Below are 24,998 nucleotides of genomic sequence, written 5' to 3'. Positions count from 1 at the left end.
CCACCGGCCCTTTAAATCTCAAAGCGATTTTTTTTAAGGGCGGTGCGCCCGGGCCGACCGGCGGCTGGTTTGGAACCGAGCGTCAGGGCTTCCAGGATCGGGATCAGAGGGTTTCCGACTTCTTGAGACGTGCGATTTCTTCCTGGATCACCTCGCGGATGATGTCGGGCGCCACTTCCTCCACCACCTGCCGCACGGTCTCGCGGATGGTGCCGGAAAGGCCGGCCATCTCAGTTCTCAGGGTCGAACGAATGTGCTGGTGCACAACCTCCTGCAGGGGGTCGCCGTTGAGTCCGGGTGCGGGTACCGGCTCCACCTTGGTGGCGTTGGATGTACTGCCGCCGTTGGAGGAAGGCGACTCCTCGCCCATCATCGCCAGCGCTTCCTGGATCAGGTCCGGGTGGTGCGGGGATTCGATCCGGGTTTCGGCGGCATCCTCTTCCTCGGCGGGTGCCTGGCTTGCGGTGGATTCCGTCAACTGATGGAAAAACCGGTCCAGTTCATCCAGGGATTCCTGAAAAGCAGCCTGCCGTTGCCGCCTGTCGGGCACAGCAGGGGGCATCGAGTCGCCGGATTCATCAGATTCCGAAACGGCATCTACCGCGGTTTCGGCCTGGGGTTCCTCTTTTTGGGAAGTGTCCGGAGGAACCAGGTCTTCGGGCGAGAGCTCAATCCATTTCGGTCCATCCCCCTCGTTCTCTTCATCCACCGCTTCCACTTCAATTTCGTCCCCGGCATCCACCACTTCCACTTCGACCTCAGAATCGGGATCGAATCCCTCGATTTCGTATTCTTCGTCCGCTTCCACTCCGGAGGGTTCCGGCGCCGCGCTGCCGTCCAGAAGCCGTTTCACGGTGCGGATGATTTCGTCGGTCTTGAACGGTTTTGAGATGTGGCCGTCGGCTTCCGAATCGGCGTACATGATCTCGTCCAGTTCCTCGAAATCGCTGGTCAAAAGCAGGACGTGGATATTCTGGAATTCGTCGGAATTCTTGATTTTCTTGGACAGCTCGAAGCCGTTCATGCCGGGGAGATAGATGTCGGCCATGACGAGATCGGGCTTGTAATCGGAAAGGTAATTGAACGCCTTGACGCCGTCGCTGATGCCCTCGACTTCCATGTCTTCGTTGTAGAAGGCCATGGCCACCAGTTTCTGGATGCTGATGCTGTCGTCGGCGACGAGGATTTTGAGTTTCATGTCTGCAACCTTGGAATCACGGGATCACCGATAACCAACGGACCTCCGGCACCGGGGCTCCCACTCAAAAACACTTGGTCTGGATACCCGGATTATAGCATAAGGAGTTGGAAACTATTACCATATCGGCGGTTTACGCGAAAACTGTAGTTTCGCCGCAGGCCCAATTTCCGGGAATCAGCGGTATCCGTCCACGTTCTGTCCTTTCCGTCCAGTATAAAGGAAGAGCGTGCCACCGCAATCGGTTTTGTCCGGGCGCAGGCCCGGCAGGCAGAAGCTCCGGGTCACCACCCGGGCACCGGGTTTGAGCGATGCAAACAGCGCCGGAAACAGGCGGTCCACTGCCTGGTGGGTGAGGTAGAGGTACACGATATCGGCTTCTTTGCAGGGGTGGTCCACCATGTTGCCCCGGTGGACCACAACGCGATCGCTCACACCCGACAGTTTCGCCCATAGGCGGGAGATCCAGACCTTGACGGGATCGATCTCGATCCCCACCCCTTTCAGACCGTAATCGCGGGCGGCGGTGATGAGCACGCGTCCGTCGCCGGATCCGAGATCGACCAGCGTCTCGCCGGGTTGGGCGTCGGCCAGGTCCAGTGCGCGGCGCAGGGTGGCCTTCCCGGTCCAGTGCCACGGGGCGCCGTAGATCAGTGGCACCAGCACCACCCCCGCGAGAACAAGCGCCAGTGCGAGGAGCAGGAAGGAGGCGACGTCGGCGATCATGGGGTGGAGGCGTTGTCGGAGAGGGCTTCGATCTCGTAGTGGACCCGATCCCATTCGGTGAGCAGGGCGTTTTCCTCGGCAGTCAACTCTTTTTGCCGGGTGAGGGCCTGCATGAGCGTGTCCTTGTTGCGGTCCTGGTAGATGTCGGCGTCGGCGAGCCGTTCTTCCAGTTCGGCCTTTTCGCCCATCACGTCCTCCAGTTTTTTCTCCAGCGCCTCGGCGCGTTCCTTGAGCGGCTTCAACTGCCGGTAGCGCCGGTTGCGTTCCTCCGCTTCCTTGCGTTTCTGTTCCTTGTCCCGGCGGGCGGGCGTGGCAATCTCAGATGAAGGCGATTTCGATTCCGCCTCCGCCGCGCGTTCTTCCTCTTTTCGTTTCATCCATTCGTAATGGCTGAAGTTGCCGAGGTATTCCTTCACCTGCCCGCCCTCGACTTCCCATACGCGGTTGATGAGGCCGTCGAGGAAATAGCGGTCATGCGAGATGGTCACCACCGTGCCGTCGAAATCAGAAAGCGCCGCCGCGAGGATTTCGCACGAGCGGATGTCGAGGTGGTTGGTCGGTTCGTCGAGCAGCAGAAACGGCGCGGGCGCGGCCAGCATGCGCGCCAGCGACAGGCGCGAGCGCTCGCCGCCTGAGAGCACGCCGACTTTCTTGTCCACGTCGTCGCCGGAAAACAGGAACGCGCCCAGGATGTTCCTCTGCCCGGTCAGGGTCAATTGCGGTGCGGTTTCGTCCAAAGACTGCAACACGGTGTGCTTCGGGTTCAGCGTCTCGACGTGGTGCTGGGCGTAGTAGGCGCGCGTCACGTTGTGGCCGAGCTCGAGGGTCCCGGCGTCGGCGGGCACCTGGCCCGCCAGCAGTTTGAGGAGCGTCGATTTCCCGGCCCCGTTGGGTCCGACCAGGGCGATCTTCATGCCGCGCTCGATCTGGATGGAAAAATCGCGGTAGACGGTGACGGGTCCGTATGCCTTGTCCACGTTTTCCAGGCGCGCGACAATGCGGCCCGTCCTGCCCGGTTGCGGAAAACGGAAGTGGATGGTCTTGGTGCCGCGGTGGGTCTCCACCCGTTCCATCTTCTCCAACTGCTTGATGCGGCTTTGCACCTGCGTCGCCTTCGTGTTTTTGGCGCGGAAGCGTTCGACGAACCGCTCGATCTCGGCGACGCGTCGCTGCTGGTTGGCGGCTTCGGCCTCCAGTTGCGCGATGCGCTCGGCCTTCTGCCGTTCGTAGTCGTCGTAGTTGCCCGTGTACACCGTGAGTTTGCCGCGGTCGAGTTCCGCAATGCGTCCCGCCAGCGCGTTCAGGAACCGGCGATCGTGCGAGATCAAAAGCAGACTGCCTTCATACGATTTTAGGAACGATTCCAGCCACACCACCGATTGCAGGTCGAGGTGGTTGGTCGGTTCGTCGAGCAGGAGCACGTCCGGGCTTTGCAACAGCAGGCGCGCCAGCTCGGCGCGCATGCGCCAGCCGCCGGAAAATGTCTCCAGCGGTTTGTACACCTGGTCGGCGCGGAAACCGAGTCCGGACAAAATCGACTGTGCCCGTGACTCGCGTTCGTAGCCGCCGTGGCGTTCGAACTCGTGTTGCAGGTCGCCGTAGCGCCGGCTCCATTCCTCCGGTCTGCTGTCGTGGAACGCCGTGTCGTTTTGCAGGTGTTCCATTTCCCTCTGCACTTCGGCGAAACGCGCATCGCCCTCCACCACGCGTTCAAGCACGGTTTGATTCACCGTCTCCAGCTCCTGCGAAAGCATGGCCACGCGCGCGCCCTTGCGGATATGGACGATTCCGGCATCGACCTCCTCCTGCCCGACGATGACGCGGAACAGGGTCGTCTTGCCCATGCCGTTTTCGCCGACGAGGCCGACGCGCTCGCCGGGTTTCAGGTGGAACCCGACGCCGTCGAACAGCACCTTCGGCCCGTATTGTTTTTTGAGGTTCTGAAGTTGGATCATGAATTGAAAGAAATCATCGCTGGCGGAGTTTGGGGTTGTAGGCTTCGCGCAGGCCTTCGCCGAACAGGTTGAACGCCAGCACCACGAACAGGATGGTGAAGCCGGGGATGAAGGTCAGCCACGGTGCGTCAAAGATGAAGGCCTTGCCGTCGGACAGGATATTTCCCCATGTCGCGTCCGGCGGTTGCACCCCGAAACCCAGGAAGCTCAACGCCGACTCGGTGAGGATGGCCGTGGCGACGCCGATGGTGGCGGACACCAGCACCGGGGCGATGGCGTTCGGCACGATGTGTTGAAAGATGATGCGCATCTCCGGAATGGCCTGGCTCTTGGCGGCCAGGACGTAGTCCTGCTCGCGGAGTGAAAGGAACTCCGCACGCACCAGGCGCGCCGTGCCCATCCAGCTGGTCAAGCCGATGACGATCATGATGTTGTAAATGCTGGGCGGCAACAGCGCCACCACGGTGAGGATGAGAAAGAATGTCGGGAAACACAGCATGATGTCCACGAAGCGCATGATGAGCGTGTCCACGGTGATGAATCCCAGCCGCACCCGGCCGTAATACCCGGCCAGCCCGCCGAAGAATATACCGACGGTGACGGAGATGCCGACGGCGACGAAGCCGACGGTGAGTGACACGAAGGTCCCCTCCAGCATGCGCGCGAACACGTCACGCCCCAGCTCGTCCGTACCCAGCAGATAGATGCCCATGAAAGGCCGTTCGTCGGGCTTCACCAGTTCCGTGTTGTAGGGAGTCATGGGCGGCTTGAATTTTTCCGCCAGCCGCACGGTGGTGGGATCGAACCGGTCGTGGTGCATGGTCAGCAGTTTCCCGCCGACCGCAACGACGAACAGGAACGCGAGGAACCACATCGATGCCAGCGCCATCTTGTCTCGACTTAAGATGCGCCAGCGTTCCTGGAACGGAGTCTCCTCCGGCACCATGCCTTCGGCGGCGAGGGATTCGGCTGTCGGCGATGCGGCTTCGTTCATAACGTCCTCAGAATTTGATGCGCGGGTCGGCCACCGCATACAGGATGTCCGACACCAGCGTGCCGATGAGCGTCAGCACCGCGGCGATGAAGTTGAGTGTCAGGATCACCGGGAAATCCCGGGCCAGGATCGCTTCGTAACCCAGCCGTCCCATGCCCGGCCAGGCGAAGATGGTCTCGAAGATCACCGACCCCCCGATCAGACCGGGGATCATCAGGCCGAACATGGTGATGAACGGCAACAGGGCGTTGCGCAGTCCGTGGCGGTAAATGACCGTGTCTTCATCCAGGCCCTTGGCGCGGGCGGTGCGGATGTAGTCCTGGTTGATCACTTCCAGCATCTGCGACCGCACGTAACGCGACAGCACCGCGAGCCCGGTGATGGCCGTCATCAAAGAGGGCAGGGTGAGGTGCCAGACGTAGTCCATCGACTGGAACAGCAGGCCCGCGTCTTCGAAGCCGAACGTCTGCCTGCCGATCACCGACACGTTGAGGTTCTGCACCACGAAGATGATGAGGATGTACGCGAGGAAGAAGCCGGGGATCGAAATCAATGCGTACGAGAGAAACGTGGTGGAACGGTCGAACGCCGAGTTGCGGTGGATCGCGGCCTTGATCCCCATGGGGAACGCGATGCTCCACGTGATGAGCGTGGCCACGAGGAACAGCGGCAGGGAGTTCAGGAAACGGTCCCAGATTTTCGCCAGCACCGGCTGGTTGTCCTTGAACGATTTCAGATCCCCGGTGAACAGGTCGCGCATCCAGTAGAAGTACTGCACGTGCATGGGGTCGTCGAGGTGGAATGCGTCGCGGATACGCTGGATGTCCTCCGCCTTCATGCGCGGGTTCGCAGGATCGACCAGGCTCGGCTCACCGGGCGCCAGGTGCACGATGGTGTGGGCGATGATGGAGATGAACACCAGCAGGATGATGCGCTGGCCGATATTGCGGATGATGAATGCGGTCATCGGACGGTCCAAAAGGTACGGCGTTGGGGCCGGTTGCCCCTGCGGGGCTTTTTGTTATACTTCGGGCATGGACATTATACAGATCAGCCACTACCTCGACCAACTGCTCGACATCCATAATATCAAGGATGCCTCCCGCGCGGTCAACGGATTGCAGGTTGAAAGCACCGGCGACATCAAAAAAGTGGGGCTGGCCGTCGATGCCTGCCAGGCCACCATCGACATGGCCATCGAACAGGACTGCCACATGATGTTCGTGCACCACGGCTTGTTCTGGGGCGGGCTGCAACCGGTGCGCGGCGCGCATTACAAAAAACTCGCGCGCATGATGGAAGCCAACATCGGCCTCTACTCGGCGCATATTCCTCTGGATGTCCATCCCGTACTGGGCAACAACCGTCAATTGGCGGATGTCATCGGCCTCGGCAATTTGCAGGAGTTCGCCCTGCACGACGGGCAGAACATCGGTCTGCGCGGCACCATCGCGCCGAAGACGGGGCACGAACTGGGCGGCCTGCTATCCGAGGCGCTCAGCACCAACGTGCGCGTCATTGGCGACGGCGTGATCCGTTCCGTGGGGCTCGTCACCGGCGGCGCGGGGAAGCTTTTGGGCGAGGCCATCCGCGAAGGGCTCGACTGCTTCATCACCGGCGAGGGCGACGCCTACCAGTTTCACGATGCGATGGAGAACGGGTGCATCCTGATGTTCGCCGGTCACTACGCCACCGAGACCGGCGGCGTGAAGGCCGTGGGCAAACACCTCGAAGACCAGTTCGGCCTGGAAACCACCTTCCTCGACTACCCGACGGGTTTGTGATTTCAGTTTGTCCTAAAATATATTGTGTGCATTTTTTTAACCCTCTTCGATGACCCCATTTTTAAATAGGTTTTAAGATGAGCTTTGAACCTCCTCCTGGTTGGTCAAAAGACTTCTTGACCAAGTTTTTAGGCGATACCCACAACAATTCCTATTATGTTTTTCATCACCATAAGGAAATATTTCAATTATTTTCAGAAAGTTGTGAGATTTTTGAGGTGGTGGAAGGCTGTATAAGTAAACCAAGTAGTTACGAGGAACTGGTTCCTGCGTTATTTTTCAACATGGCAAGATCCTCATATTATTCTTCTATTAAAATTTTGGTTGGAGGGCAATTGCCAGAAACGTATGCTTTATTAAGGCAGTGTATTGAAAACTCGTTAGTGGGTTTTTATTTCTTTGTTGAAATTCAAAATAATGAAGAAGATGGGATTGAAAAGTTTAAATTTTGGCTAAGTAGACATGAAAGTGAAGAAAACAGAAAAAAGATTCGTAATACTTTCACTTTAGGTTCCTTAAAAAACAGATTAAAGGAGCAGGATGGTGAATTGGGAGAGATAGTGAGTCGTCTTTATGAGATTACCATTGATTCTGGTGCCCATCCCAATGAATTGGCTTTGTTAAGCGGACTGAGGTTTAGTGTTAATGAGCAAATAGGGATGATTCACCAAACTTTTGTTATAGATTTTGAGAAACAGTGGGTCCATTTTTTGAATTGCGCGAAAATTCTGCTGGAGGTAGGGATTGCCAGTCTTAATATTTTTCAGTTAACGTCTGAACATAATTTTGAGATTTCTGGGATTGCGAATCGAATTAAAGGCTTTAAAGGGAAATATGGCAAGATTTTAAAAAGGCACCAAAATTAAATTTTGGGCAAAAAAAAACCGGAACCCTCTCAAATGAGGATTCCGGTTTTGTATTATTCGGTATCGCGTGATGCGGTCAGCGCCTGCGGGAGAGCCGGTCGTCGTTGCGCCGGATGCGTTGCGGCGTGGGCGCGCCTTTCGAGAGCAACCACAGGCTGAAGCCGAACACCACCATTCCCAGCACCAGCAATCCATCCACGTTTGCGAACGTCATGACGCGCTCCTTTCAAAGTGCGGGAGGGGTGGGGCGATGATGCCCTGCTTCCGGCCCCTCCGGGATCTGCCGCCGGCCCGTGATTAAAACGAGAAGCGGTACTTCTCGAACAGGTCCATGGTGACGCACTCGGCGCCTTCCTTGGAAACTTCCTGCTCGATGCGCTGGATCGCCATTTCGCGGATGAACGGGATGGGGATGCGCATGACCTTGGCCTTCGCCGCGTCCTCCCACTGCATGCCGAAATCCGGCTCGTCGTCCTGCTGGTTGGCGTAGTCGACGTCGCGCTGTTTGTCTTCTTCGGTCACTTCCATGCCCATCGCTTCCTTGGCGGAGGCGGGCATGACGTTGGTGAACACTTCGTCGATGATGTCCGGTGTCACCATCTTGTCGCCGCGCTGGCGGGCGCGGGCCTCGATGGTCTGCTTCGCCATGCCCAGCACAAAGGGAGGCACCTTTTCCATTTTCTCCATGGCGTCCTGCGTCCACGGCATGCCGCTGGTCGGCGCGGACTCCATGTAGTTCTTGAACTTGTCGACGATGTCCTCTTTCTTTTCGGTGCGGAGCGCGAGGAAGTCCTGGATCTCCTCGATCACTTCCACCTTGCGCGGACTCTCGGCCATTTTCTGCTTGGCGACGTCGAACGCGCCCATCGACAGTTCCTCAAAACCGAACTGCCGGACTCGCTTGGAAACCAGCATCATCGATTCGTTGCGGATTTCGGTGAGGAAGTCGGACGTGATATATTTGTAGTTTCTCTTGACGGCCCGCTGGACCATCAGCTTGCGGATGCCGGGACGCACGAACTCCGGTGCGTGCTTGACCCGCTCCCAGGCTTCGACCGTCCACTCCACGCCGTTTTCGTCGGCGTACGGGTGGTCGATGCGGTCGGAGGCCTCGATTTCTTTTTCGTGGGCTGTGTAATCTTCTTGCATAGCGGTATTTTCCCAAAATGCGGGCTTGAAATAAAGCGCATTTTTGATTTAAGGTCACATCGGAAACGGACTGATTTTACACTACTTCACCCCCATTTCAATGTCAACAACCAGGAAGGCCCCGCGCGCATGAGTTCAATTCACCGTTCCCCAATGGTTTACGGCTTTTTCTTCGTTTCGGGGATCACCGCCCTGGTTTACGAAATCATCTGGACACGGATGCTGACGCTCGTGTTCGGCCACACGGTGTACTCCGTTTCGGTGGTGCTGGCGGCGTTCATGGCCGGGCTGGGCTTCGGCAGTTACGTGTGGGGCCACGTCATCGACCGCGCGGTGGAGGAGGAAAAGCATCCGCCGCTGGTCGTTTATGCTTTCATCGAGATCCTGATCTTCGCCTCGGCGGCGCTCCTCAGCCTCATTTTCTACAAGTTCCACGTGTTCTATGCGTGGTTCCACCAGTTCGTGCCGGATTCGCCCGCCCTGTTCGCGGCCATCAAGGCGGTGCTTGCGTTTCTGTTGATGTTCGTGCCGACGACGTTCATGGGCGCGACGCTGCCCATCATCAGCAAGTATTACGTCACCGACGACGCCCGCCTCGGCACGCAGGTGGGGTACCTGTATGCGCTGAACACGCTGGGTGCGTCGGTGGGATGCCTGCTCACCGGCTTCATATTCATCTCGCTGTTCGGCGTTCTGCAGACGGCATTGTTTGCTGCGGCGGCGAACCTCATCATCGGCATCGGCTGCATCCGCATCCACCAGGAAGACAACCCCGGCGTGAAGATCCTGCCGCGTCTTCCGAAACCGACGTGGCCGCGCTTCGAAGCGGATGCGTCGCAGAAACTGTGGATGATCGTCGCTTTCCTGAGCGGCCTGACGGCGCTCGCCTATGAAGTGTTGTGGACCCGGCTGCTGGTGTTCAGCATTGCCAGCACGGTGTACTCCTTCAGCATCATGCTCGCCGTGTTCCTGCTCGGCATCTGCCTGGGCAGTCTGCTGGCCGTCCCCGTCATCGCCAGGTGCCGCGACCTCAGGAACGTTTTGATGGTCCTGCAGGCGGGCATCGCGGGTTACGTGACGTTCACCCTGTTCAACATGGAGGCGTTGTTGTCCGCGCCGTGGAACAGCTACAACCTCGACCGGCCGATGACGACCTTCTGGCGGTACCTGAAAGACTCGTCGGCGCTCATGCTGGTGCCGACGACGCTCCTCGGCATGAGCCTGCCCATCCTGATCAAGCTTGCCTCCGGCGACCACGCCCACGTGGGCGGGGGTACCGGACGCATCTACGCCGCCAATACCGTGGGCGCGATTTTTGGCTCGCTGGTTGCAGGGTTCGTGCTGTTGCCGCTCATCGGCACGGAGCAGAGCCTGGTGGCGGTGGTGACGTTGAACCTGCTCGCGGTGGCACTGTTGTTCCGTACGGGGAACGCACCACTCAAAGTGCGCAAGGTGGGGACGCCTGCGATTGTGGCGGTGATCCTCGCCTTCACCCTCGTTATGCCCGGCAACCTGCTCAACCCCTTTTTCATGCGCGACAGCGTCGGCCAGCGCGACATGAAAAGCCTGTTGTATTTTGAAGAGGGGCTCACCGATACCGTCGCTGTGTTCGAGGACAACTACGGCATTCTCGATCCCGATGCCAAGCGCCTCATCACCAACGGCATCTCCATGTCCGCGTCGAACGTGATCGCCACGCGTTACATGAAACTGTTTGCGCACGTGCCCATTCTTTTGTCCGACACTCCGGACAACGTGCTGGTCATCTGTTTCGGCACCGGGCAAACCACGGGCGCGGCGGGCATTCATCCCAGAGTCAAGTCGGTGGACAGCATCGAGTTGTCGCCCAGTGTCATCAACGCCGCTCCGGCGTTCGCCAAAGAGAACCACGACGTGGTGAACAACGACAAGGTGAACATCGTCATCCAGGACGGACGCAACTTCCTGCTCACCACCGACAAGAAATACGACGTCATCACCGGCGAGCCGCCGCCGCCGCGCACGGCGTTCACGGTGAACCTGTACACGCAGGATTTTTACGAGCAGGCGTTGCGGGTTCTCCGGCCCGGTGGCATCGTGGCGCAGTGGGTGCCGCTCCACAGCCAGAGCGCGCGCGAAGTGGACATGCACTTCAAGACGTTCCTCTCCGTGTTTCCGCATGCGCAGGCGTGGATGTCGGTGGCCAATGAAATTCTTCTGATCGGCTCCGACCAGCCCATCGACATCGACCTGGCCAAACTCAAAACACGCTTTGCCGAGCCGCGCATCAAGGAGGCGATGGACGCCATCCACATTCCGGACGTGCACTCCTTCCTCGCCAACATCTGGTTTCTGGAAGATCAAATGCACGCCCTCGGCGAAGGCCAACCGCTCATCACCGACAACCGTCCGCGTATCGAATTCTATCTCGACTACGGCAACGTCGTCGGCACGCCGGGGCTGGAGCGGATCGTGTTCAACCGTGTGGAAGCGGGCCGCTTTTGGGAGCGGGTGCAAAACGCGTCTGCGGACGATGAAGCCGAGTTCCGCCGTCAGTTCCGGGTGATGGATCTCTACCAGCGTGGTGTCATGTACGCCAACCGGGAAATGCTGTTGGAAGCCCTGCGCCTGTCGAATGACGACGGCCTCCTGCGCTACCACCTGCAGGCGGGGGAGCCGCAGATCCAGGAGCTGCTGGAGCAGGTGGAGGCCGATCCCGGAAACCTCGAAGCCCTGCTCAACCTCGGTCATTCGTTTTATCAAATTGGGCAATATGAAAAGAGCCTCGAGTTTCTGACGATGGTGAGAAAACGCCAGCCGAAAAACCCTTTCGCGTTGCTGTACACGGGGTACGACCTGATGGAGCTGGGACAACTGGAGCAGGCGGAAACCGCGCTCAAGGATGCGGTGCGGAACAACCCGGGTGAGATGCGGAACGTCATGCAGCAGGTCGGGTTGATCGACCTCCTGCAAAAGCTGGAGGAGACCCCCAATGATCTCCTGCTCCTCAACGCCGCCGCCAAGTTTTACAACGTGCGCGGCGAGCATCTGAAGTCACTCGAATTTTCGTCGCGCGTGCTGGCAAAGAACACACTCGACCGGGAGGCCCTGCGCAGTCAGATGTTCAGCTACCGGGGGTTGGGTCAGCCGCGGGAGGTCATCGCCACCGGTTTCCAGTACGGGAACGTGGACCCGGATGATTTGCAGTACATGTACCTGATGGCGGAGATGTATATCAAGATTCTGAACTGCGACAAGGCCGCACCCTTCCTCGAAAAAATCCTCGCCGTGGACGACACTTACCAGAGTGCACAGAAGTGGCTGGACCGGTGCAAAAAGAAATCGGGAGAAGCCGTCCCCGCCGCGTGAACGTTGCGGGCTGAATTATAAGGTAAGTGCTTTCAGCGGGAGGAGAGGCCGCGAAGGCGGTTGCGCACGCTCAGCCAGGCGACTTCCAGCCAGTTGGTGATGCGGCCTTTCCAGATGCGCCACGGACTGTACAGCCGCGCGTGGGTTTCAAACAACAGTTTGGGGATGTTCAGTTCCTCGGGGCAGCGTGGTAGGCAGTCGCCGCACTCGGTGCATCGGTTGGCGAATTCGCCGGGGAACCAGTGTCCCTTGCTCTGCAACATGTTGTAACGGTACTTGCCGAACGAACGCATGCCGTACCCCTTCAGCATGTTGCGGAAACGCAGGACCTCGGGAATGTTGATGTTCTCCGGGCACGGCAGGCATTCATTGCACACGGTGCAGTAATCCGGAATGCGCTTCGTCTGTCCGTCCATTTTCTCTTTCACCGGCGTGTCTTCCGGCGTGAAGTAATCGCCGCCATTCAAAATCGCCAGGTTCTGCACAAAGTGCTCCGGCGCGTGGAATCCCATGGTCAGCGTGGTGATCTCCGGGTGGCTCAGGCAGAAGCGTCCGTTGAACTGCACCGGGGTGAGCGGCGCGCACAGCGATTCCAGTTTGGGCGGCGGGTTCCACAACTGCCCGCCCTTGTCGTTGGGGGAGATGATGAGGATCCCCATGTCGAGTTCCCCTGCCAGTTGGATGGCTTCCCGGTGCCTCTGGAAAAAATAGTAGTAGTGCAGGTTGACGAAATCGAACAGGCCGGTGCGCATGGCGGCGAGGATGATCTCCAGTGGCGCATGGGTTGAAAAGCCGATGTGCCGGACGAGTCCTTCCTCACGCAGGCGGTGCAGGGTTTCCACCGGGCCGCCGGGTTTCACCGCCGCATCGAGCCGTTCCTGGTTGTTGATGCCGTGCCAGCCGTAGAAATCGACAAAATCGAGTTGCAACGCCCGCAGCTGTTCGTCCACCAGCCGCCGGGTGTCGTCAGCGGTCATCGGCGCGCCCTTGGTCATCATTTTGTATGCCGAGCGCGGGGTACCGAGTTCCTTCAGTGCTGCGCCATACAGGTGTTCGCTTTTGACGTAGCCGTGGGCGGTTTCAATGTGGTTGATGCCGCAGGTTAGGGCGCGGCGGGTGGTGTCGATGCAGTTGTCGAGCGCCTCTTTCGGCAGGTAGTCCCGGGGCGCGTCCCATCCCTGCTCGAAACGCATGCCGCCCAGCGTGAGAACGGAAATCGATTCGTTGGTCCTGCCGAAACGGCGGTACTCCATCGGCGGCAGGGCCGGGGGGTCCATCGTGTCGGTCGGGGTGATGGCGGTGTCAGGCATGGTCCGGTTCCGGAGATTTGGGGGTTCAGCATGGAGCCGGTTTCATGCTAAAAAAGAACGGGCCGGGAGTCAATGCCGTGGCGGCGTTTCTTTTCGGCTGTGAAAAATCTTTACATTAATAAATATGGGGTATGCGTCCCCGCAGACAGAATGAGCCCATGTTCGACAAGCTGTTCGACTGGATGAAAAAAAACGAGCCGCCGGAGGAGGCGCCACCGGCAACCGGGGACCTCACTCCCGAAGCCAAACAGGCGCAGGCCCGGGAATGGTACGCAATGCTGGGGGTGCCGGAGGGCTCGGATCTTGCGGTCTGCCGCCGCGCGTGGAAACAGCTGCTGGCGAAGTACCACAAGGACCTGATCTCCGACGACGACACCGCCCAGCAGGAAGCTGCGCGCATGACGCAACGCATCAACGAGGCTTACCGCGGCCTGCAGGACGAACTGTTCTGATTCCGGTTGGGTCCTCCAACCGTTGAGGTCTATAATAAATCCGGCTCATCCAGTGGCCGCACTTTCCACAATGCTCAACTCAACCAGGCGGTGCCGTGTCTGCCTTCCGTTTCATCCATTGCTCGGATCTCCACATCGACAGCCCGTTCAAGAAGCTGGACGGCGTCGATGACGCCATGCGTGACCGCCTGCGCGTCGCGACCTCCGAAGCCTTCGCCAACATCGTCACCCTCGCGTTGAATGAAAAAGTGGATGCCGTCGTCATTGCGGGGGACGTGTTCGATGGTGAGGACAAGAGTCTGCAGGCGCAGTTCCGTTTCAGGAAGGAACTCGACCGCCTGAGCGCGGCGGGCATTCCCGCGTTCATCGCGCACGGCAATCACGATCCTTTGAGCTCCTGGTCGCACACCTTGCAATGGCCGGAAGGGGTGCACGTGTTCCCCGGCAATGAGGTGGTGTCGATTCCCGTCGAACGCGATGGGCGGGTTGTCGCTGAAATTTCCGGCACCAGCTACCCGAAAAAAGAAGTCCGCGACACCCTGGTGCCGTTGTTTACGGGCATCGACACAACCGTGCCGACCGTCGCCGTACTGCATGCCAACGTCGGCGGCAACAGCAATCACGACAACTACGCGCCGTGCAAGATTGAGGACCTGTGCGGAGTGGCGGTCGATTACTGGGCGCTGGGCCACATCCATGCCTGGCAAGTGTTGCGTGACGCACACCCGGCGGTGGTGTACAGCGGCAACCCGCAGGCACGGCATTTCAGGGAAGGCGGCGAAAAGGGATGCTTTCTGGTAGCGCTTGAGAAAGGCAAAGCGCCCGACATCGTGTTTCATGCAGTGGACACCGTGCGCTTTATAAGGGAGCAACTCGATGTGACCGGATACGACACGGCGGATGCGGTGGCCGCCCGCATCGCCGATGCCTGCCGCAATCGGTTGACTGCCATCGACGGACGCGACCTGGTTGCCGAGTGGACCCTCACCGGCCGCACCCGGGTGCACGCCTTGTTGCAGAATACGGAAGACCTCGCGGCCCTTCGGGAACACGTGTTGACGGAATTTGAAGGAGGCACGCAACGGGTATGGGTGGAATTGGAATCGCGCACCACGGGTCATTACGACCTCGATGCCCTGAGGCAGGGCAGGGACTTCATCGCCGATGTCATTGCCCGTTACGACGCGGTACTGGCGAAGGACGACCTGGAAGATTTACTCAGGGATTTGGAGCCGGTGTTCGCCGAGCGCGGTGGACGCCTGCCGCCGCCGGATGCGGACACGCTCAGGGAGTGGGTTGCACAGGCTCGTGACCTGACGCTGGACCACCTGCTGGCGGATGAGGATTGACGGAGACCGGGAATAAACCATGCAACTGCGCGCATTGCACATCAAACGATTCGGGGCGTTCAAAGACACGTCCGTCACCGGACTGCGTCCCGGCCTCAACCTCCTTTATGGAGAAAATGAAGCGGGCAAGACGACCCTCCTCCAGTTCGTCCGCTGGGCGCTGTTCGGCGAAGACTCCATGTATGCGGATCAATATGCTCCGGAGGACGGGGGGAAGCAGGAGGGATCGCTGGAGTGCGAATCGGCGAACGGCGAGGCGGTGGCAATTCTGCGCAGTGTTCAAAGCAAACAGAAAACGCAAGTCAGTATCACCACGCCATCGCGCACCGTGGGTGAGCAGCCGAACCTCAACCCGTTTCTGGGATACATTCCCGCCGGATTGTTCAAGAACACGTATGCCTTCACCATTGAGGAATTGCAGCAACTGGATTTTGTGAAGGACGAGGAAGTGAAACAACGCATCGTCGGTGCGGGACTGGGCCTGGGGGCGGTGTCGCTCGCCGGGGTGAAGGGGGCTCTGGCCGAACATCGCGACAGATTGTTCAGGCAACGGGGAAAAACACAAACCATCAATGCCCTCACCGCCGAAATCAAAAAGCGCGAAAAGGAAATTCAGGAAATGCAGAAAGACCTCGTGCAGTACGATGCCCTGCACGCGGAAATCGAGTCGCTCACGCAGAAACGCGCAGCGCTCAGGGAACCGCTGGCCGAAGCCCAGCACCGGGTGCAGAGATTGAAGGCGTTGAGTGAGGTGTATCCCCGGTTCGTGGACTGGGTGGACTCTGAAAACGCTCTTGAAGCGATGCACGGTGTGCCGGATCTCAGCGAACCGGTGGTGGAGCAGTTTCACGCACTTCGGAGGGAATGGGCGTCGCTCAAAAAACAGCACGATGAAACTCAGCAGGAAGTCGAACGTCTGCAAAAGGCGCGGGATGCTATCGAGATCAACGACGCGCTGTTGCAACTGGAGGCGGAGGTGAAACAGCTCACCCAGTCACACCAGTCGGTGAGCAATATTCTGAAGGACATCGACGGCCTCCGTCGCCAGCGCAGTGAAAAAAAAAGAGTGATTGAACAGAACCTCAATCGCATCGGCGAGGGCTGGAACGCAGTGCGGTTGAAATCGTTCCAGAAGATCGACGAATTGCAGGCCCGCGCCCGCAGGCACCGCTCTGAACTGGAATCCGCCGCGGAATCAATATCGAAAGCTCAGGCTCTTCTGGACTCGCACTTCGAGCACCGGGCACGCGAAAGCGCCCGCCCTTCCGTGCCTGCGGGGGTGAGCGTGTTCCTGTTTCTGTTTGCGGGGTTGAGCATTGCGGGGGGTGTGGCTGCGTGGTTCGCGGGGTTTTTGTGGGGTGTCGGGATTGCCGTGCTGGGTACCGTGCTTGCGGCGGCGGCCGCTGTATGGGTTCGCAGGCAATCGCACTCCGTGCAGGCCGAAGATCCCCTGGAACGGCATTATCGTGACGATGTGGAGCAGGCGCAGGCCGAGCGGGCGCGTTACATCAAGGACTGGCAGGGATGGCTTGCGGAACGCGGTTTTCACACCGGGCTGGATGCGAACCAGCTGGAAGACGTGATGCGGCGAATCGAGCGCACCCAGGATTTGCTTCGCGAGAGGGACGAACTGGATGCGCGGATCGAATCCATGGAAGCCGATTTGCAAAAGGGACGGTCTTTGGTGGAACGTGCGGCATCGGCCTTGCCCGGAACGAAATTGAAAGACAACCTGCTGGTGAACATGGAATGGGTGGCGGACCGTTATGAAGCCCAGCGTGCGCGGCAGGAGGAGCGCAGGCAGATCAATGCATCTCTTGAGGAGCACGTAGAGAGGCTTGAGCGTTTGAAAGCGGTAAAGGAGACACCGCGACGCAATCTGGACAGGCTCATCCTCGAAGCGGGAGCGAAGGACGAGGCCGGGTTTGAAGAACTGGTGTCCTCCTGGAAACGGGCCTGTGGACTGAAGCAGAAAGCCGATCGCGCGCGGCAGGATGTCCAGTCGCGCATGGGCGTGGGCGAGGCGTTCGACGCGGTTGTGAAGGAGTTGCGGGATGCCGAGCCGACCCGGCTGGACTCCGAACGCATTGCATCCGAGGAACAGGTGGATGAGCTGGTAAAACAGATTCAGGAGGTCGATCAGAAACTCGGCGGTTGTAAAAAGGAGCAGGAGCGTCTGGCCAGCAACGATGCCTTGTTCGAGGCGCAGTCGCGGGTGGGGATGCTGAAGCAGAGACTGGACCGGGCCGGCCGCGACTGGGCGGTGGCGACGCTCACGCTTTCCATGCTCGACCGGTCCCTCAAAACATATCAGGAAACGCATCAGCCCGCTGTTTACCGCGCCGCGTCGGACTGGTTCGGCCGCATCACCGGGGGAGCGTATGAGGCGGTGCGGTATCAAATGGAATCGGACGTGGTGGACGTACGGACCGCTTCCGGCGACTTCAAACCGGTGGAACACCTGAGCCGCGGCACGCGCGAGCAGTTGTACCTGGCGCTGCGCCTCGCGCTCATCCAGGAATACGAAAAGGAATCCGAGCCGCTGCCGGTGCTGATGGACGACGTGTGGGTGAACTTCGACGACGCCCGCCGGGACCGCTTCGTGGAAGTGCTGGTGGAGTTTGCGAAAGACCGGCAGGTGATCGTGCTGTCCTGCCACAGCGCCTCGCGGGAGTTGTGCCTGCGTCACGGCGCTTATGAGGTGCCTCTGCCTTCCGCCTGAACGTGTTTCATTTCCCGTTTCTGAACCGGGTTCCCTTGAAGTGGTTTTGCCAAGGCCGGGGGTGGTACAATCGGGGGGTATCTTCCCCTTTTCCTGTAATGGAGGCGTCGGCATGAAGGCAATCCGAATCCCACGCGCAACGCAGACCCCAAGCCTTCTGGCGGCGGCCCTGCTGGGTATTTTTTTCCTCACGGCCGCATTTCCGGCCCAGGCCGAAGAAAGCGCCTTCAACCGGTTGGTCCTCCAGAAACAGTTTCTTGAAAAAACCTATGGCATCGCCCGCCTGGAATGTTTTCCCTTCATGGAAAAGTTCGGCGACCGGGAAGGGGAAACCCGGCGCATTCTCGAATGCCTGAAGGGAGTTCTCACCCTCACCGCCGCGTTGAAGGAAGTGCCTGACGCAGACCTCAATCGCGTGGCCATCAGCACGCGGTTTTTGCGTACCGGTGGATTCCACACCGTACTGATTCCGTGGGATGCGGAGGTGGCGGATCTGGCACGTATTCTTCGCGAACGGTTGTCACCTGCGGACCAGCAGGCGTTTCTGGAAAAGATCGCCGCCGTCAAAACCACCATTCACGGCAAGCTCTTCATCCGCGAGTTGTACTGCTCGCTCACCATCACCAACGATCAGTGTTTGCGGGGATACGAAACGCTGGCCAAAGTGGAACCCGATCCGGCGCTTCGCCGCAAGATGTGGGCGGAGGTGACAATCACCGATTCCGAAACGGCGAAGGAGAACCCGGAAATCCTGCCCCTCCGCTACGATGCGGATGTGGAGAGGATGACACAGCAGCTGCGCGCAGACACGACCTGGAACGAGTGGGAGATTCAGAAGAAAGCGTACGAAACCATTCAGGAACGGTTCGGCGACACGTTCAAGAAACTGCAACTGCCCACATTTTACTGCGATGTATCCCTTTCTCCGCAGGAATGCATCCAGGGTGCGGAAAACTTTCATAAAGCCGCACAAACCGAGGTGCTGCAATCAAAAACCTGGGGCCGGGTGCGGGTGACCCGGTACAATACCCGCATCCAGAGCGATTACAATGTGGCGTTCCGTTACGACATGGCGCCGGAAGAAATCGTAAAGGTGTTTGCCGCCAAGCCGGAGAAAAGGGAGATCGAAAAAGCCGTGACCCGTGCCGAGAAACTGGAGGGGCTCACCAAAAACAATGCCACCGGCCTGCGCGCGGTGTGCGACCTGGTGGACCTCGCATCTGCCTTGTGCGTTCAGGGTTTTGAGTACTTCATCGATTTCGTGCGGGCCCATCCGGATTTCCGTCCGGCGGGAACCGCCACAGACGTCATGTTTGTGGACGGCACGCAGGTGTCCCGCCTCAACTTCGCGTTGAACTCCAACTCGCGGGCGCATTATATTTACGTCGATGTGCGCAGTCCCTACCCGGAGTTTGAAGCCCACCTTTTGAAATTCGGTAAGGATTCCCCCGCCCCTGTGCGTTGACGTCTTTTTCAGTTTTTGCGGACGGATTCCGGCAGCAGGTAATGCCGGGTGTCGTAATCCGGATGGGTGAGGACCACCTGCTTGCACAGGCGCCGCGCTTCATTGATGACCACCGGCGCAATCAGGTTGGCCGTCATTTGCCGGTAATCCTCCGGAACGCGGACGATCACCAGAACCGCCAGCGTGTCGTTGACGCCGATGCCCAGCTCCGCCTTGTCGGCGGCGGTGAGGTCCACTTTATAATCGGGAACGAAGAGGAAGGGATTGGTCACCACGAACGCGAGGCCCGGGTTGGTCAGCGAGTGCAACCAGTGGAGAGGGCTTTCGGTCCTGGCGTCGAAAGGGAGCACCGCGTACTCCGTCTCCAGCTCGAAGCCGGACAGCCCCTGCGTGAAGGTGAGGACGGAGGCGGGCGGAACCTCGAATTCCCCAAGGCGTGTGGAGGCATACTTCATAGCTTGATATTGTCCTGCAGAATCTGATGGAGGGCGGCGGGATCGAACTGCGGCGAGGCGGCGGACTGGTTTTCTTCCTTGATGCGGGCGAACACCTCCTCGCGGTAAATCTTGGTGTCGGGGGCCGCCTCGATGCCCAGCCGGATGGTCTTGCCCTTGATTTCGATCACCGTCACCTTGATGTCGTCGTTGATTCGAATGCTTTCCCCGACTTTTCGCGTCAAAACCAGCATGCCGACTCCTCTTGTTGGTGACCGGGACCCGCTTGCGTGATTATAACAGATGAACCCGGGGCGGTCCGGGAAAAGATGGACGGGCGATTCAATTGACAGGGTAGGGGGATTGTGCTAATTTCCCTGATTCTTGATCCAGCGGCAACAGTGGGCCGAGGTAGCTCAGTCGGTAGAGCAGAGGACTGAAAATCCTCGTGTCGGCGGTTCGATTCCGTCCCTCGGCACCATCCTTTCCTTGCACGCTTTCTCCAGCATCGCAATCCTCTTTTTTGCACCCCATTGCAATCGTGATAAGCTTTTGAGCATGATTGGCTGGACCCGCACAAAGATTGCTGCCGCGTTTCGAAGTGGAGCGGGACGCTGGTTTTTTCTTTTTTCTTTTTCCTTCCTCCTTTTCACTCCCACGAAAGCGTTGGCCGCACCTGCCGTCACCGCGCAGGAAATCGAACAGGCCGTCGATGGCATGACACTCATTCCTGCCGGACCTTTCACCGCCGGCCCCCCGGACAAAGCACGCGCGGTGGAGCTCAAGGCGTTCTATATCGACACCCACGAAGTGACGCAAAAAGAATACGAACGCGTGATCGGGCGCAATCCGTCTTTCTTTAAAGACCCCGACCGTCCGGTGGAGAAGGTGGACTGGTTCGAGGCGCGGGACTATTGTCTGAAAACCGGGCGCCGCCTGCCGACGGAATGGGAATGGGAAAAGGCGGCGAAGGCGGGCACGGCCACTCCCTATTACTGGGGCGACGCGCCCGCGGTCGATCACGCCTGGTACAAGGAAAACGCGGACAAGCAGACGCACCCCGTCGGGCAGAAACCGCCGAACGCATTCGGTCTTTACGACATGGCGGGCAATGTGTGGGAGTGGACGGCGAGCGATCACGAAAACGGCGGCAAGGTTCAGCGCGGTGGTTCCTGGCGGAACGGCAAAGAAACCTTGCAGACCGCTTACCGTATCTTAAGCCTGCCGCATTACCAGTACCACTACGTCGGCTTCCGCTGTGCCCTCACCCCTTAGTTACTTGCTCCAGTAATTTCTTTTTGCAATACACTTCAGTGTGGGATGAGGTCCGGATTGCGACCCGGGTCTTGATTCCGTTTCCGTTTGGGTTCAACTCCCTTTACTCAGGTAGGTGGGGAGTTTTGTGGTGGCGGTGTCCACGATGGCGGTATTGAGTTGCGCCCGGGTCAGGTTGCGGACGCGGCTCAGGTCCACATTCCTCAGGTACGTTCCGGAGAGATCGGTTTTGGTGAAATCGGCCCCGGTCAGAACGGCGCGGTCGAGTTTCACGTTTTGCAGGTTGGCTCCAGTCAGGTTGGCGGCGGCCAGGTTGCATTCACTCAAATTGGCGGCGGACAGGTTGGCGTGTGAAAGGTTGGCGCCGCGCAAATTCCCCCCTGTCAGGTTGGCTCCGCCTAGACTCTGCCAGGAAAGGTCGGCGCGAATCAGATTGCGTTTGCCTTTTTCAGCCCGCTGCCGGTCCGATAAGAATTGTGCCTTGGCCATGGAGGGAAACGTCCTCAAATCCTGAGTTGCTGTCCGGTGAAATCCTGTTTTACCGTGTTTGGACTGTGGGACTTATATTATTCAGTTTTAAACGACGGGGGAGCTTTTGCAAGTCTTTTCGGGAAACCCATACGAACTGCCTTGCTTTGATTTTGACCCGATTGCATGAACCGGCGTTCTTAATAGTTTGACAACTGTCGGAAGTCCCCTTATTTTTTGTTTGTTTTATCGGCGTAAGGGCGCGTGGCCCGGGCGGTCCATTCTTTCACACCAGACAATCCGTCGCAAAAGGAGGGGAGCATGAAACAACCAGGGGGGAATTCGGTTAGGAGAATATCGTGGGTGGCGGTGTCGGTGGTGGCCGCATTTCTGGCTTTCGCCTCACCTGGACAATCGGCGGTTCTGGGTGTCGGGATCACAGGCAAGGCGGGGACCACGGGCCTGGGTGCGGACCTGACGGTTCCGCTCATCACCAACTGGGTCAACCTGCGTCTCGGCTACAACAACCTCACCTATTTTTCCACATCGATTGATGACCTGGGTGGGGTCGATTACGAAGCCGACCTGGAATTCCAGGACGTTCCGCTGTTCATTGACGTCCATCCGTTTCACGGCAATTTCCGTGTAACGGGCGGGGTGTTCTGGCTGGATCACGATGCCATTCTGACCGCCTCCGGCAACCTCCGGGTGGGCAACAATACATATAACAATGCCTCCGTGCGTGCGGACATCCAGCATGGGCAGGACTTTGGACCTTATCTCGGCATCGGCTGGGGCAACGCGGCGGACGACAATTTTCTCGATCTGCCGGTTGCGGTGGGGCTTTCGATGGACCTGGGTGTGATTTATGTCGGCGATTCGGAAGTCAACCTCCGGCAACTCAGTGGACCCGCCATTTCCCAGGCGGATCTCAACCGCGAGGCGCGGCAGTTGGAGGACGATCTCAGCGACGTGCCGTTCTATCCCGTCTTCACCATCGGCCTGCACGTCCGCTTCTAGCTCCACTGCGTTAACAGGCCGAGGCCTGCGGCCTTGCTTCGGTGAGGATCATTGGCGTGCGGACGGTGTCCGGTGCAGATGAAAAAAGCCCTCTTCTTTAAGAAGAGGGCTTTTGTCTTTGGCGGTTGTTCCCCCTGCTTCTGGATGGGGGACGTTCACCCCGGACAGGGTCCGATCAATAAATCGCGAGGTAGCGCAGGTTTGGAAGCGCGTGCGATTCCCTCAGCCGGTTGGAGCTGTCGACGTCAATGGAGTTTGCCGTCAGCTCCAGGTGCTCAAGGTTCTTGAGATAGGGTGAATTGAGCAGGGCCTCGGCTCCTTTGGGGCTGATCTGGTTGCGGTACAGGTCCAGCCGCTTCAGGTTCACCAGCTTGGGTGAGTTGGCAATGGCGATCGCACCTTCATCGGTGATTTTATTCTTGCTGAGGTCCAGCAGGGTCAATGAATCCACGATGGCCGAATTCACCAGCACCTTCACCCCTTCGTCGTTCAACTGGTTTTTCATCAGGTTGAGTTCCGTCAGGCCCTGAAAATTGGCGGAGTCCACCAGCATTTGCGCCCCGGTGGGAGTGATCTTGTTGTCCCACAACGAAAGTTTTTCCAGGTTTTTGAAGGTCCCTGAATCGGCGAGGATCTTCACGCCCTCATCACCCAGGTCGTTGGATTTGAGGGCCAGCGTGCGTACATTCTGGGCTTTGGGCGTCTGGGCAAGAATGCGCATGCCTTTCACGCCGATGTGCGAATTGTTGAGGTTGATGCCGCTGCCATCGGCGTTGGTGTGCTCCAGGATGTGCTGGGGGATGTCTTCCGGCGGGCCGGTGCGCTTTCCGTAACCGTGGTAACTGCCCTTCGTCGCGCCTTTTTTGCCGTAACCGTAGGCGCCGTACCCATGCGGGGACTTGCCGGAGGAACACCCAGCAAGCACGAAGAGAGTGATCAATGCCATCAATGCCGGATAGGTATGGAATCGTTTCATTGTGGTCCTTCCTTGTTGTGAGTCCTGTTTGGGGTCCCTTCCTCTACGGATGCCTCACCGCGCACACCGAAACCCGATATAGTTCTGCCGCTGATCCGGGGTCAGTTTACCGCGAACCGTCGAACGAGCCAAATCCATATTCGAAAACCAGGAGCCGCCGCGCATGACCCGGAACGTGTTGCCGTAAAGGTCGTTTTTGACTAGATTTTCAGGGTAGGGCAGGTACCAGTCGGAGGTCCACTCCCACACATTGCCCGCCATGTCGAGTGCCCCATAGGGACTGGCTCCCATTGGAAAGGTGCCGACCGGGGCCGGGTAACGGTGCCCGTCCTTCATGCCGCGGGCGTTGGCACGCGTGGGGTCGGGATCGTTGCCCCACGGATAGAAACGGCCGTCGGAGCCGCGCGCGGCTTTTTCCCATTCCACCTCTGTCGGCAGCCGCTTGCCGGCCCATTCGCAGTAATCGTGTGCCTCCTGCCAGGTCACCCCGACCACAGGCTGGGTGGGCTGGTTGAACTTTTCATTGTCCATGTATTTGGGTGCGGGGCGTCCGGTGGCTTTCAGATACGTTCGGTATTCGGCGTTGGTGACCTCGTGTTTGTCGATCTCAAACGGCTTCACCTGAACTTTGTGGGCGGGAGTTTCGTCGCGGTAGTATTCCAGCGACTCGGAAAAAAACGTCCTGGCGGCCCACTGGATGTCGTCCTCGGAACTGCCCATGACAAAGGGGTCGGCAGGAACGAAAACCATGCCGGGACTGGGATTGTGGGAAGGATTGGAAGCGCAGGCCGAAAGCCCGCCGCCGAGCAGAAGGGCGATGAGGATGGGTACCCAGGCACGCGGCCCAGACCCAAAGCACCCTCCCGGAGAGTGCGGTTCCTGCACCTCAGGGTTCATGGAGCGGTTCCCGATGAATGGGGTTGGTAACCGGTCAGTTGCTTTGAATCAGCCCGGACTTGCGGGCGTATTCAAAAATGTTGCCCGCCTCGATGATGTCGATGACATCGCCCAGCGGCTGCAACGGGTACGTCGTGTTCTGCGTCTTGTTGGTCAGCGTGTTCGATTCCAGATCGATCTCGAGATCGTCCCCGGTCTGGATCTTGTCAGTCAGCGGGTCCTTCGTTTCCAGCGGAATGAAGAAGCCGCCGTCCACCGAGTTGCGGTAGAAGATGCGGGCGTAGGATTCCGCCACCACCGCCTGCACGCCGGCGATCTCCATGCATGCCGGGGCGTGTTCGCGCGACGAACCGCAACCGAAGTTCTTGCCGCCGATGACAATGGTGTAGGGCGACTCGTAGCCCTCTTCCACGAACGGTTTGTTGCCCTGCGGCAGGCCCGCGGCCTCATTCGGCACGCCGGAGAGGGCGAACTTGCCGTAGTTCTTGCGTTCTTCCGGATCGCTCAGGCTGTACACCAAGTGTTGAGCGGGGATGATCTGGTCGGTATCGATATTGTTGCCGAGGACGTACGCACGCCCCGAAATTTTCTTTTTCATGTGTATGAAACT

At 58.9% G+C, this 24,998-nt stretch carries 23 protein-coding genes and 1 tRNA gene; 10 read left to right on the top strand and 14 right to left on the bottom strand.

Annotation, left to right across the window (positions count from 1 at the left end; all coding sequences use genetic code 11):
- Positions 1 to 103 precede the first annotated feature (103 nt).
- The 5 genes from ACTRXA_RS03875 to ACTRXA_RS03855 form a co-directional block, all read right to left on the bottom strand.
- Positions 104 to 1,198, bottom strand: coding sequence for a response regulator (locus ACTRXA_RS03875; RefSeq protein WP_442425897.1), 1,095 nt, complete (start codon positions 1,196 to 1,198; stop codon positions 104 to 106).
- A 177-nt stretch (positions 1,199 to 1,375) separates the two neighbouring features.
- On the bottom strand, positions 1,376 to 1,924 hold the full coding sequence (locus ACTRXA_RS03870) for an SAM-dependent methyltransferase (protein WP_442425896.1): 549 nt from the start codon (positions 1,922 to 1,924) through the stop codon (positions 1,376 to 1,378).
- The gene (locus ACTRXA_RS03865; protein ID WP_442425895.1) at positions 1,921 to 3,879 is read right to left on the bottom strand and encodes an ATP-binding cassette domain-containing protein; all 1,959 of its coding nucleotides are present in this window, start codon (positions 3,877 to 3,879) and stop codon (positions 1,921 to 1,923) included. The genes ACTRXA_RS03870 and ACTRXA_RS03865 overlap by 4 nt, the downstream gene beginning before the upstream one ends.
- Positions 3,880 to 3,892: 13 nt before the next feature.
- Positions 3,893 to 4,825, bottom strand: a complete 933-nt coding sequence (locus tag ACTRXA_RS03860) for an ABC transporter permease (protein ID WP_442426335.1) — start codon at positions 4,823 to 4,825, stop codon at positions 3,893 to 3,895.
- A gap of 55 nt (positions 4,826 to 4,880) precedes the next feature.
- Positions 4,881 to 5,840: an ABC transporter permease gene (locus ACTRXA_RS03855; RefSeq protein ID WP_442425894.1), complete on the bottom strand. Its 960-nt coding sequence runs from the start codon at positions 5,838 to 5,840 to the stop codon at positions 4,881 to 4,883.
- A gap of 67 nt (positions 5,841 to 5,907) precedes the next feature.
- Here ACTRXA_RS03855 and ACTRXA_RS03850 point away from each other — a divergent pair, with 67 nt between their 5' ends.
- Both ACTRXA_RS03850 and ACTRXA_RS03845 read left to right on the top strand, forming a co-directional pair.
- Positions 5,908 to 6,657 carry a Nif3-like dinuclear metal center hexameric protein gene (locus ACTRXA_RS03850; protein ID WP_442425893.1) on the top strand — a complete coding sequence of 250 codons (750 nt, stop codon included), beginning with the start codon at positions 5,908 to 5,910 and terminating at the stop codon, positions 6,655 to 6,657.
- Positions 6,658 to 6,734: 77 nt separating this feature from the next.
- Positions 6,735 to 7,523 carry a hypothetical protein gene (locus ACTRXA_RS03845; RefSeq protein ID WP_442425892.1) on the top strand — a complete coding sequence of 263 codons (789 nt, stop codon included), beginning with the start codon at positions 6,735 to 6,737 and terminating at the stop codon, positions 7,521 to 7,523.
- A 76-nt stretch (positions 7,524 to 7,599) separates the two neighbouring features.
- Here ACTRXA_RS03845 and ACTRXA_RS03840 read toward each other — a convergent pair whose 3' ends face one another.
- Positions 7,600 to 7,737 (bottom strand): hypothetical protein, encoded by a 138-nt coding sequence (locus tag ACTRXA_RS03840; RefSeq protein WP_442425891.1) that lies wholly within the window; start codon positions 7,735 to 7,737, stop codon positions 7,600 to 7,602.
- Between the two features lie 83 nt (positions 7,738 to 7,820).
- Positions 7,821 to 8,672: a PCP reductase family protein gene (locus tag ACTRXA_RS03835; protein ID WP_442425890.1), complete on the bottom strand. Its 852-nt coding sequence runs from the start codon at positions 8,670 to 8,672 to the stop codon at positions 7,821 to 7,823.
- 129 nt (positions 8,673 to 8,801) lie between these two features.
- Here ACTRXA_RS03835 and ACTRXA_RS03830 point away from each other — a divergent pair, with 129 nt between their 5' ends.
- Positions 8,802 to 12,020 carry a fused MFS/spermidine synthase gene (locus tag ACTRXA_RS03830; RefSeq protein ID WP_442425889.1) on the top strand — a complete coding sequence of 1,073 codons (3,219 nt, stop codon included), beginning with the start codon at positions 8,802 to 8,804 and terminating at the stop codon, positions 12,018 to 12,020.
- A gap of 32 nt (positions 12,021 to 12,052) precedes the next feature.
- On the opposite strand, the gene ACTRXA_RS03825 is transcribed toward ACTRXA_RS03830, so the two are convergent.
- Complete coding sequence (locus ACTRXA_RS03825; RefSeq protein WP_442425888.1) at positions 12,053 to 13,330, bottom strand: aldo/keto reductase; 1,278 nt, start codon at positions 13,328 to 13,330, stop codon at positions 12,053 to 12,055.
- Positions 13,331 to 13,488: 158 nt separating this feature from the next.
- Here ACTRXA_RS03825 and ACTRXA_RS03820 point away from each other — a divergent pair, with 158 nt between their 5' ends.
- From ACTRXA_RS03820 to ACTRXA_RS03805, 4 genes are all read left to right on the top strand, one after another.
- The gene (locus tag ACTRXA_RS03820; RefSeq protein WP_442425887.1) at positions 13,489 to 13,782 is read left to right on the top strand and encodes a J domain-containing protein; all 294 of its coding nucleotides are present in this window, start codon (positions 13,489 to 13,491) and stop codon (positions 13,780 to 13,782) included.
- A gap of 95 nt (positions 13,783 to 13,877) precedes the next feature.
- Positions 13,878 to 15,131 (top strand): metallophosphoesterase family protein, encoded by a 1,254-nt coding sequence (locus ACTRXA_RS03815; RefSeq protein ID WP_442425886.1) that lies wholly within the window; start codon positions 13,878 to 13,880, stop codon positions 15,129 to 15,131.
- A gap of 19 nt (positions 15,132 to 15,150) precedes the next feature.
- Complete coding sequence (locus tag ACTRXA_RS03810) at positions 15,151 to 17,853, top strand: AAA family ATPase (RefSeq protein WP_442425885.1); 2,703 nt, start codon at positions 15,151 to 15,153, stop codon at positions 17,851 to 17,853.
- Between the two features lie 112 nt (positions 17,854 to 17,965).
- Positions 17,966 to 19,318, top strand: a complete 1,353-nt coding sequence (locus tag ACTRXA_RS03805; protein WP_442425884.1) for a hypothetical protein — start codon at positions 17,966 to 17,968, stop codon at positions 19,316 to 19,318.
- 8 nt (positions 19,319 to 19,326) lie between these two features.
- Here ACTRXA_RS03805 and fliW read toward each other — a convergent pair whose 3' ends face one another.
- The gene (fliW, locus tag ACTRXA_RS03800) at positions 19,327 to 19,773 is read right to left on the bottom strand and encodes a flagellar assembly protein FliW (protein ID WP_442425883.1); all 447 of its coding nucleotides are present in this window, start codon (positions 19,771 to 19,773) and stop codon (positions 19,327 to 19,329) included.
- Complete coding sequence (csrA, locus tag ACTRXA_RS03795) at positions 19,770 to 20,006, bottom strand: carbon storage regulator CsrA (RefSeq protein WP_442425882.1); 237 nt, start codon at positions 20,004 to 20,006, stop codon at positions 19,770 to 19,772. Before csrA ends, fliW begins: the two co-directional genes overlap by 4 nt.
- Before the next feature lie 151 nt (positions 20,007 to 20,157).
- On the opposite strand from csrA, the gene ACTRXA_RS03790 reads away from it, so the two are divergent.
- Positions 20,158 to 20,233, top strand: a tRNA-Phe gene (locus ACTRXA_RS03790).
- 185 nt (positions 20,234 to 20,418) lie between these two features.
- Positions 20,419 to 21,027: a formylglycine-generating enzyme family protein gene (locus tag ACTRXA_RS03785; RefSeq protein WP_442425881.1), complete on the top strand. Its 609-nt coding sequence runs from the start codon at positions 20,419 to 20,421 to the stop codon at positions 21,025 to 21,027.
- Positions 21,028 to 21,120: 93 nt separating this feature from the next.
- Here ACTRXA_RS03785 and ACTRXA_RS03780 read toward each other — a convergent pair whose 3' ends face one another.
- Positions 21,121 to 21,516 carry a pentapeptide repeat-containing protein gene (locus ACTRXA_RS03780; RefSeq protein WP_442425880.1) on the bottom strand — a complete coding sequence of 132 codons (396 nt, stop codon included), beginning with the start codon at positions 21,514 to 21,516 and terminating at the stop codon, positions 21,121 to 21,123.
- A 300-nt stretch (positions 21,517 to 21,816) separates the two neighbouring features.
- On the opposite strand from ACTRXA_RS03780, the gene ACTRXA_RS03775 reads away from it, so the two are divergent.
- Positions 21,817 to 22,515 carry a hypothetical protein gene (locus ACTRXA_RS03775; RefSeq protein ID WP_442425879.1) on the top strand — a complete coding sequence of 233 codons (699 nt, stop codon included), beginning with the start codon at positions 21,817 to 21,819 and terminating at the stop codon, positions 22,513 to 22,515.
- Positions 22,516 to 22,690: 175 nt separating this feature from the next.
- Here the strand turns inward: ACTRXA_RS03775 and ACTRXA_RS03770 are convergent, their stop codons facing one another.
- The 3 genes from ACTRXA_RS03770 to ACTRXA_RS03760 are packed head-to-tail and all read right to left on the bottom strand — an operon-like array spanning position 22,691 to position 24,986.
- Positions 22,691 to 23,491: a hypothetical protein gene (locus ACTRXA_RS03770; protein ID WP_442425878.1), complete on the bottom strand. Its 801-nt coding sequence runs from the start codon at positions 23,489 to 23,491 to the stop codon at positions 22,691 to 22,693.
- 54 nt (positions 23,492 to 23,545) lie between these two features.
- Positions 23,546 to 24,388: a formylglycine-generating enzyme family protein gene (locus ACTRXA_RS03765; RefSeq protein ID WP_442425877.1), complete on the bottom strand. Its 843-nt coding sequence runs from the start codon at positions 24,386 to 24,388 to the stop codon at positions 23,546 to 23,548.
- Between the two features lie 34 nt (positions 24,389 to 24,422).
- Positions 24,423 to 24,986, bottom strand: coding sequence for a LeuD/DmdB family oxidoreductase small subunit (locus ACTRXA_RS03760; protein WP_442425876.1), 564 nt, complete (start codon positions 24,984 to 24,986; stop codon positions 24,423 to 24,425).
- Positions 24,987 to 24,998: the final 12 nt, after the last annotated feature.

The organism is Nitrospina sp. P1_D6 (assembly GCF_052156615.1).
In the GTDB taxonomy this organism is placed as follows: Bacteria; Nitrospinota; Nitrospinia; order Nitrospinales; family Nitrospinaceae; genus Nitrospina.
The sequence above is the reverse complement of the archived record's forward strand: the minus strand, read 5'-3'. Positions and strand labels throughout refer to the sequence as shown.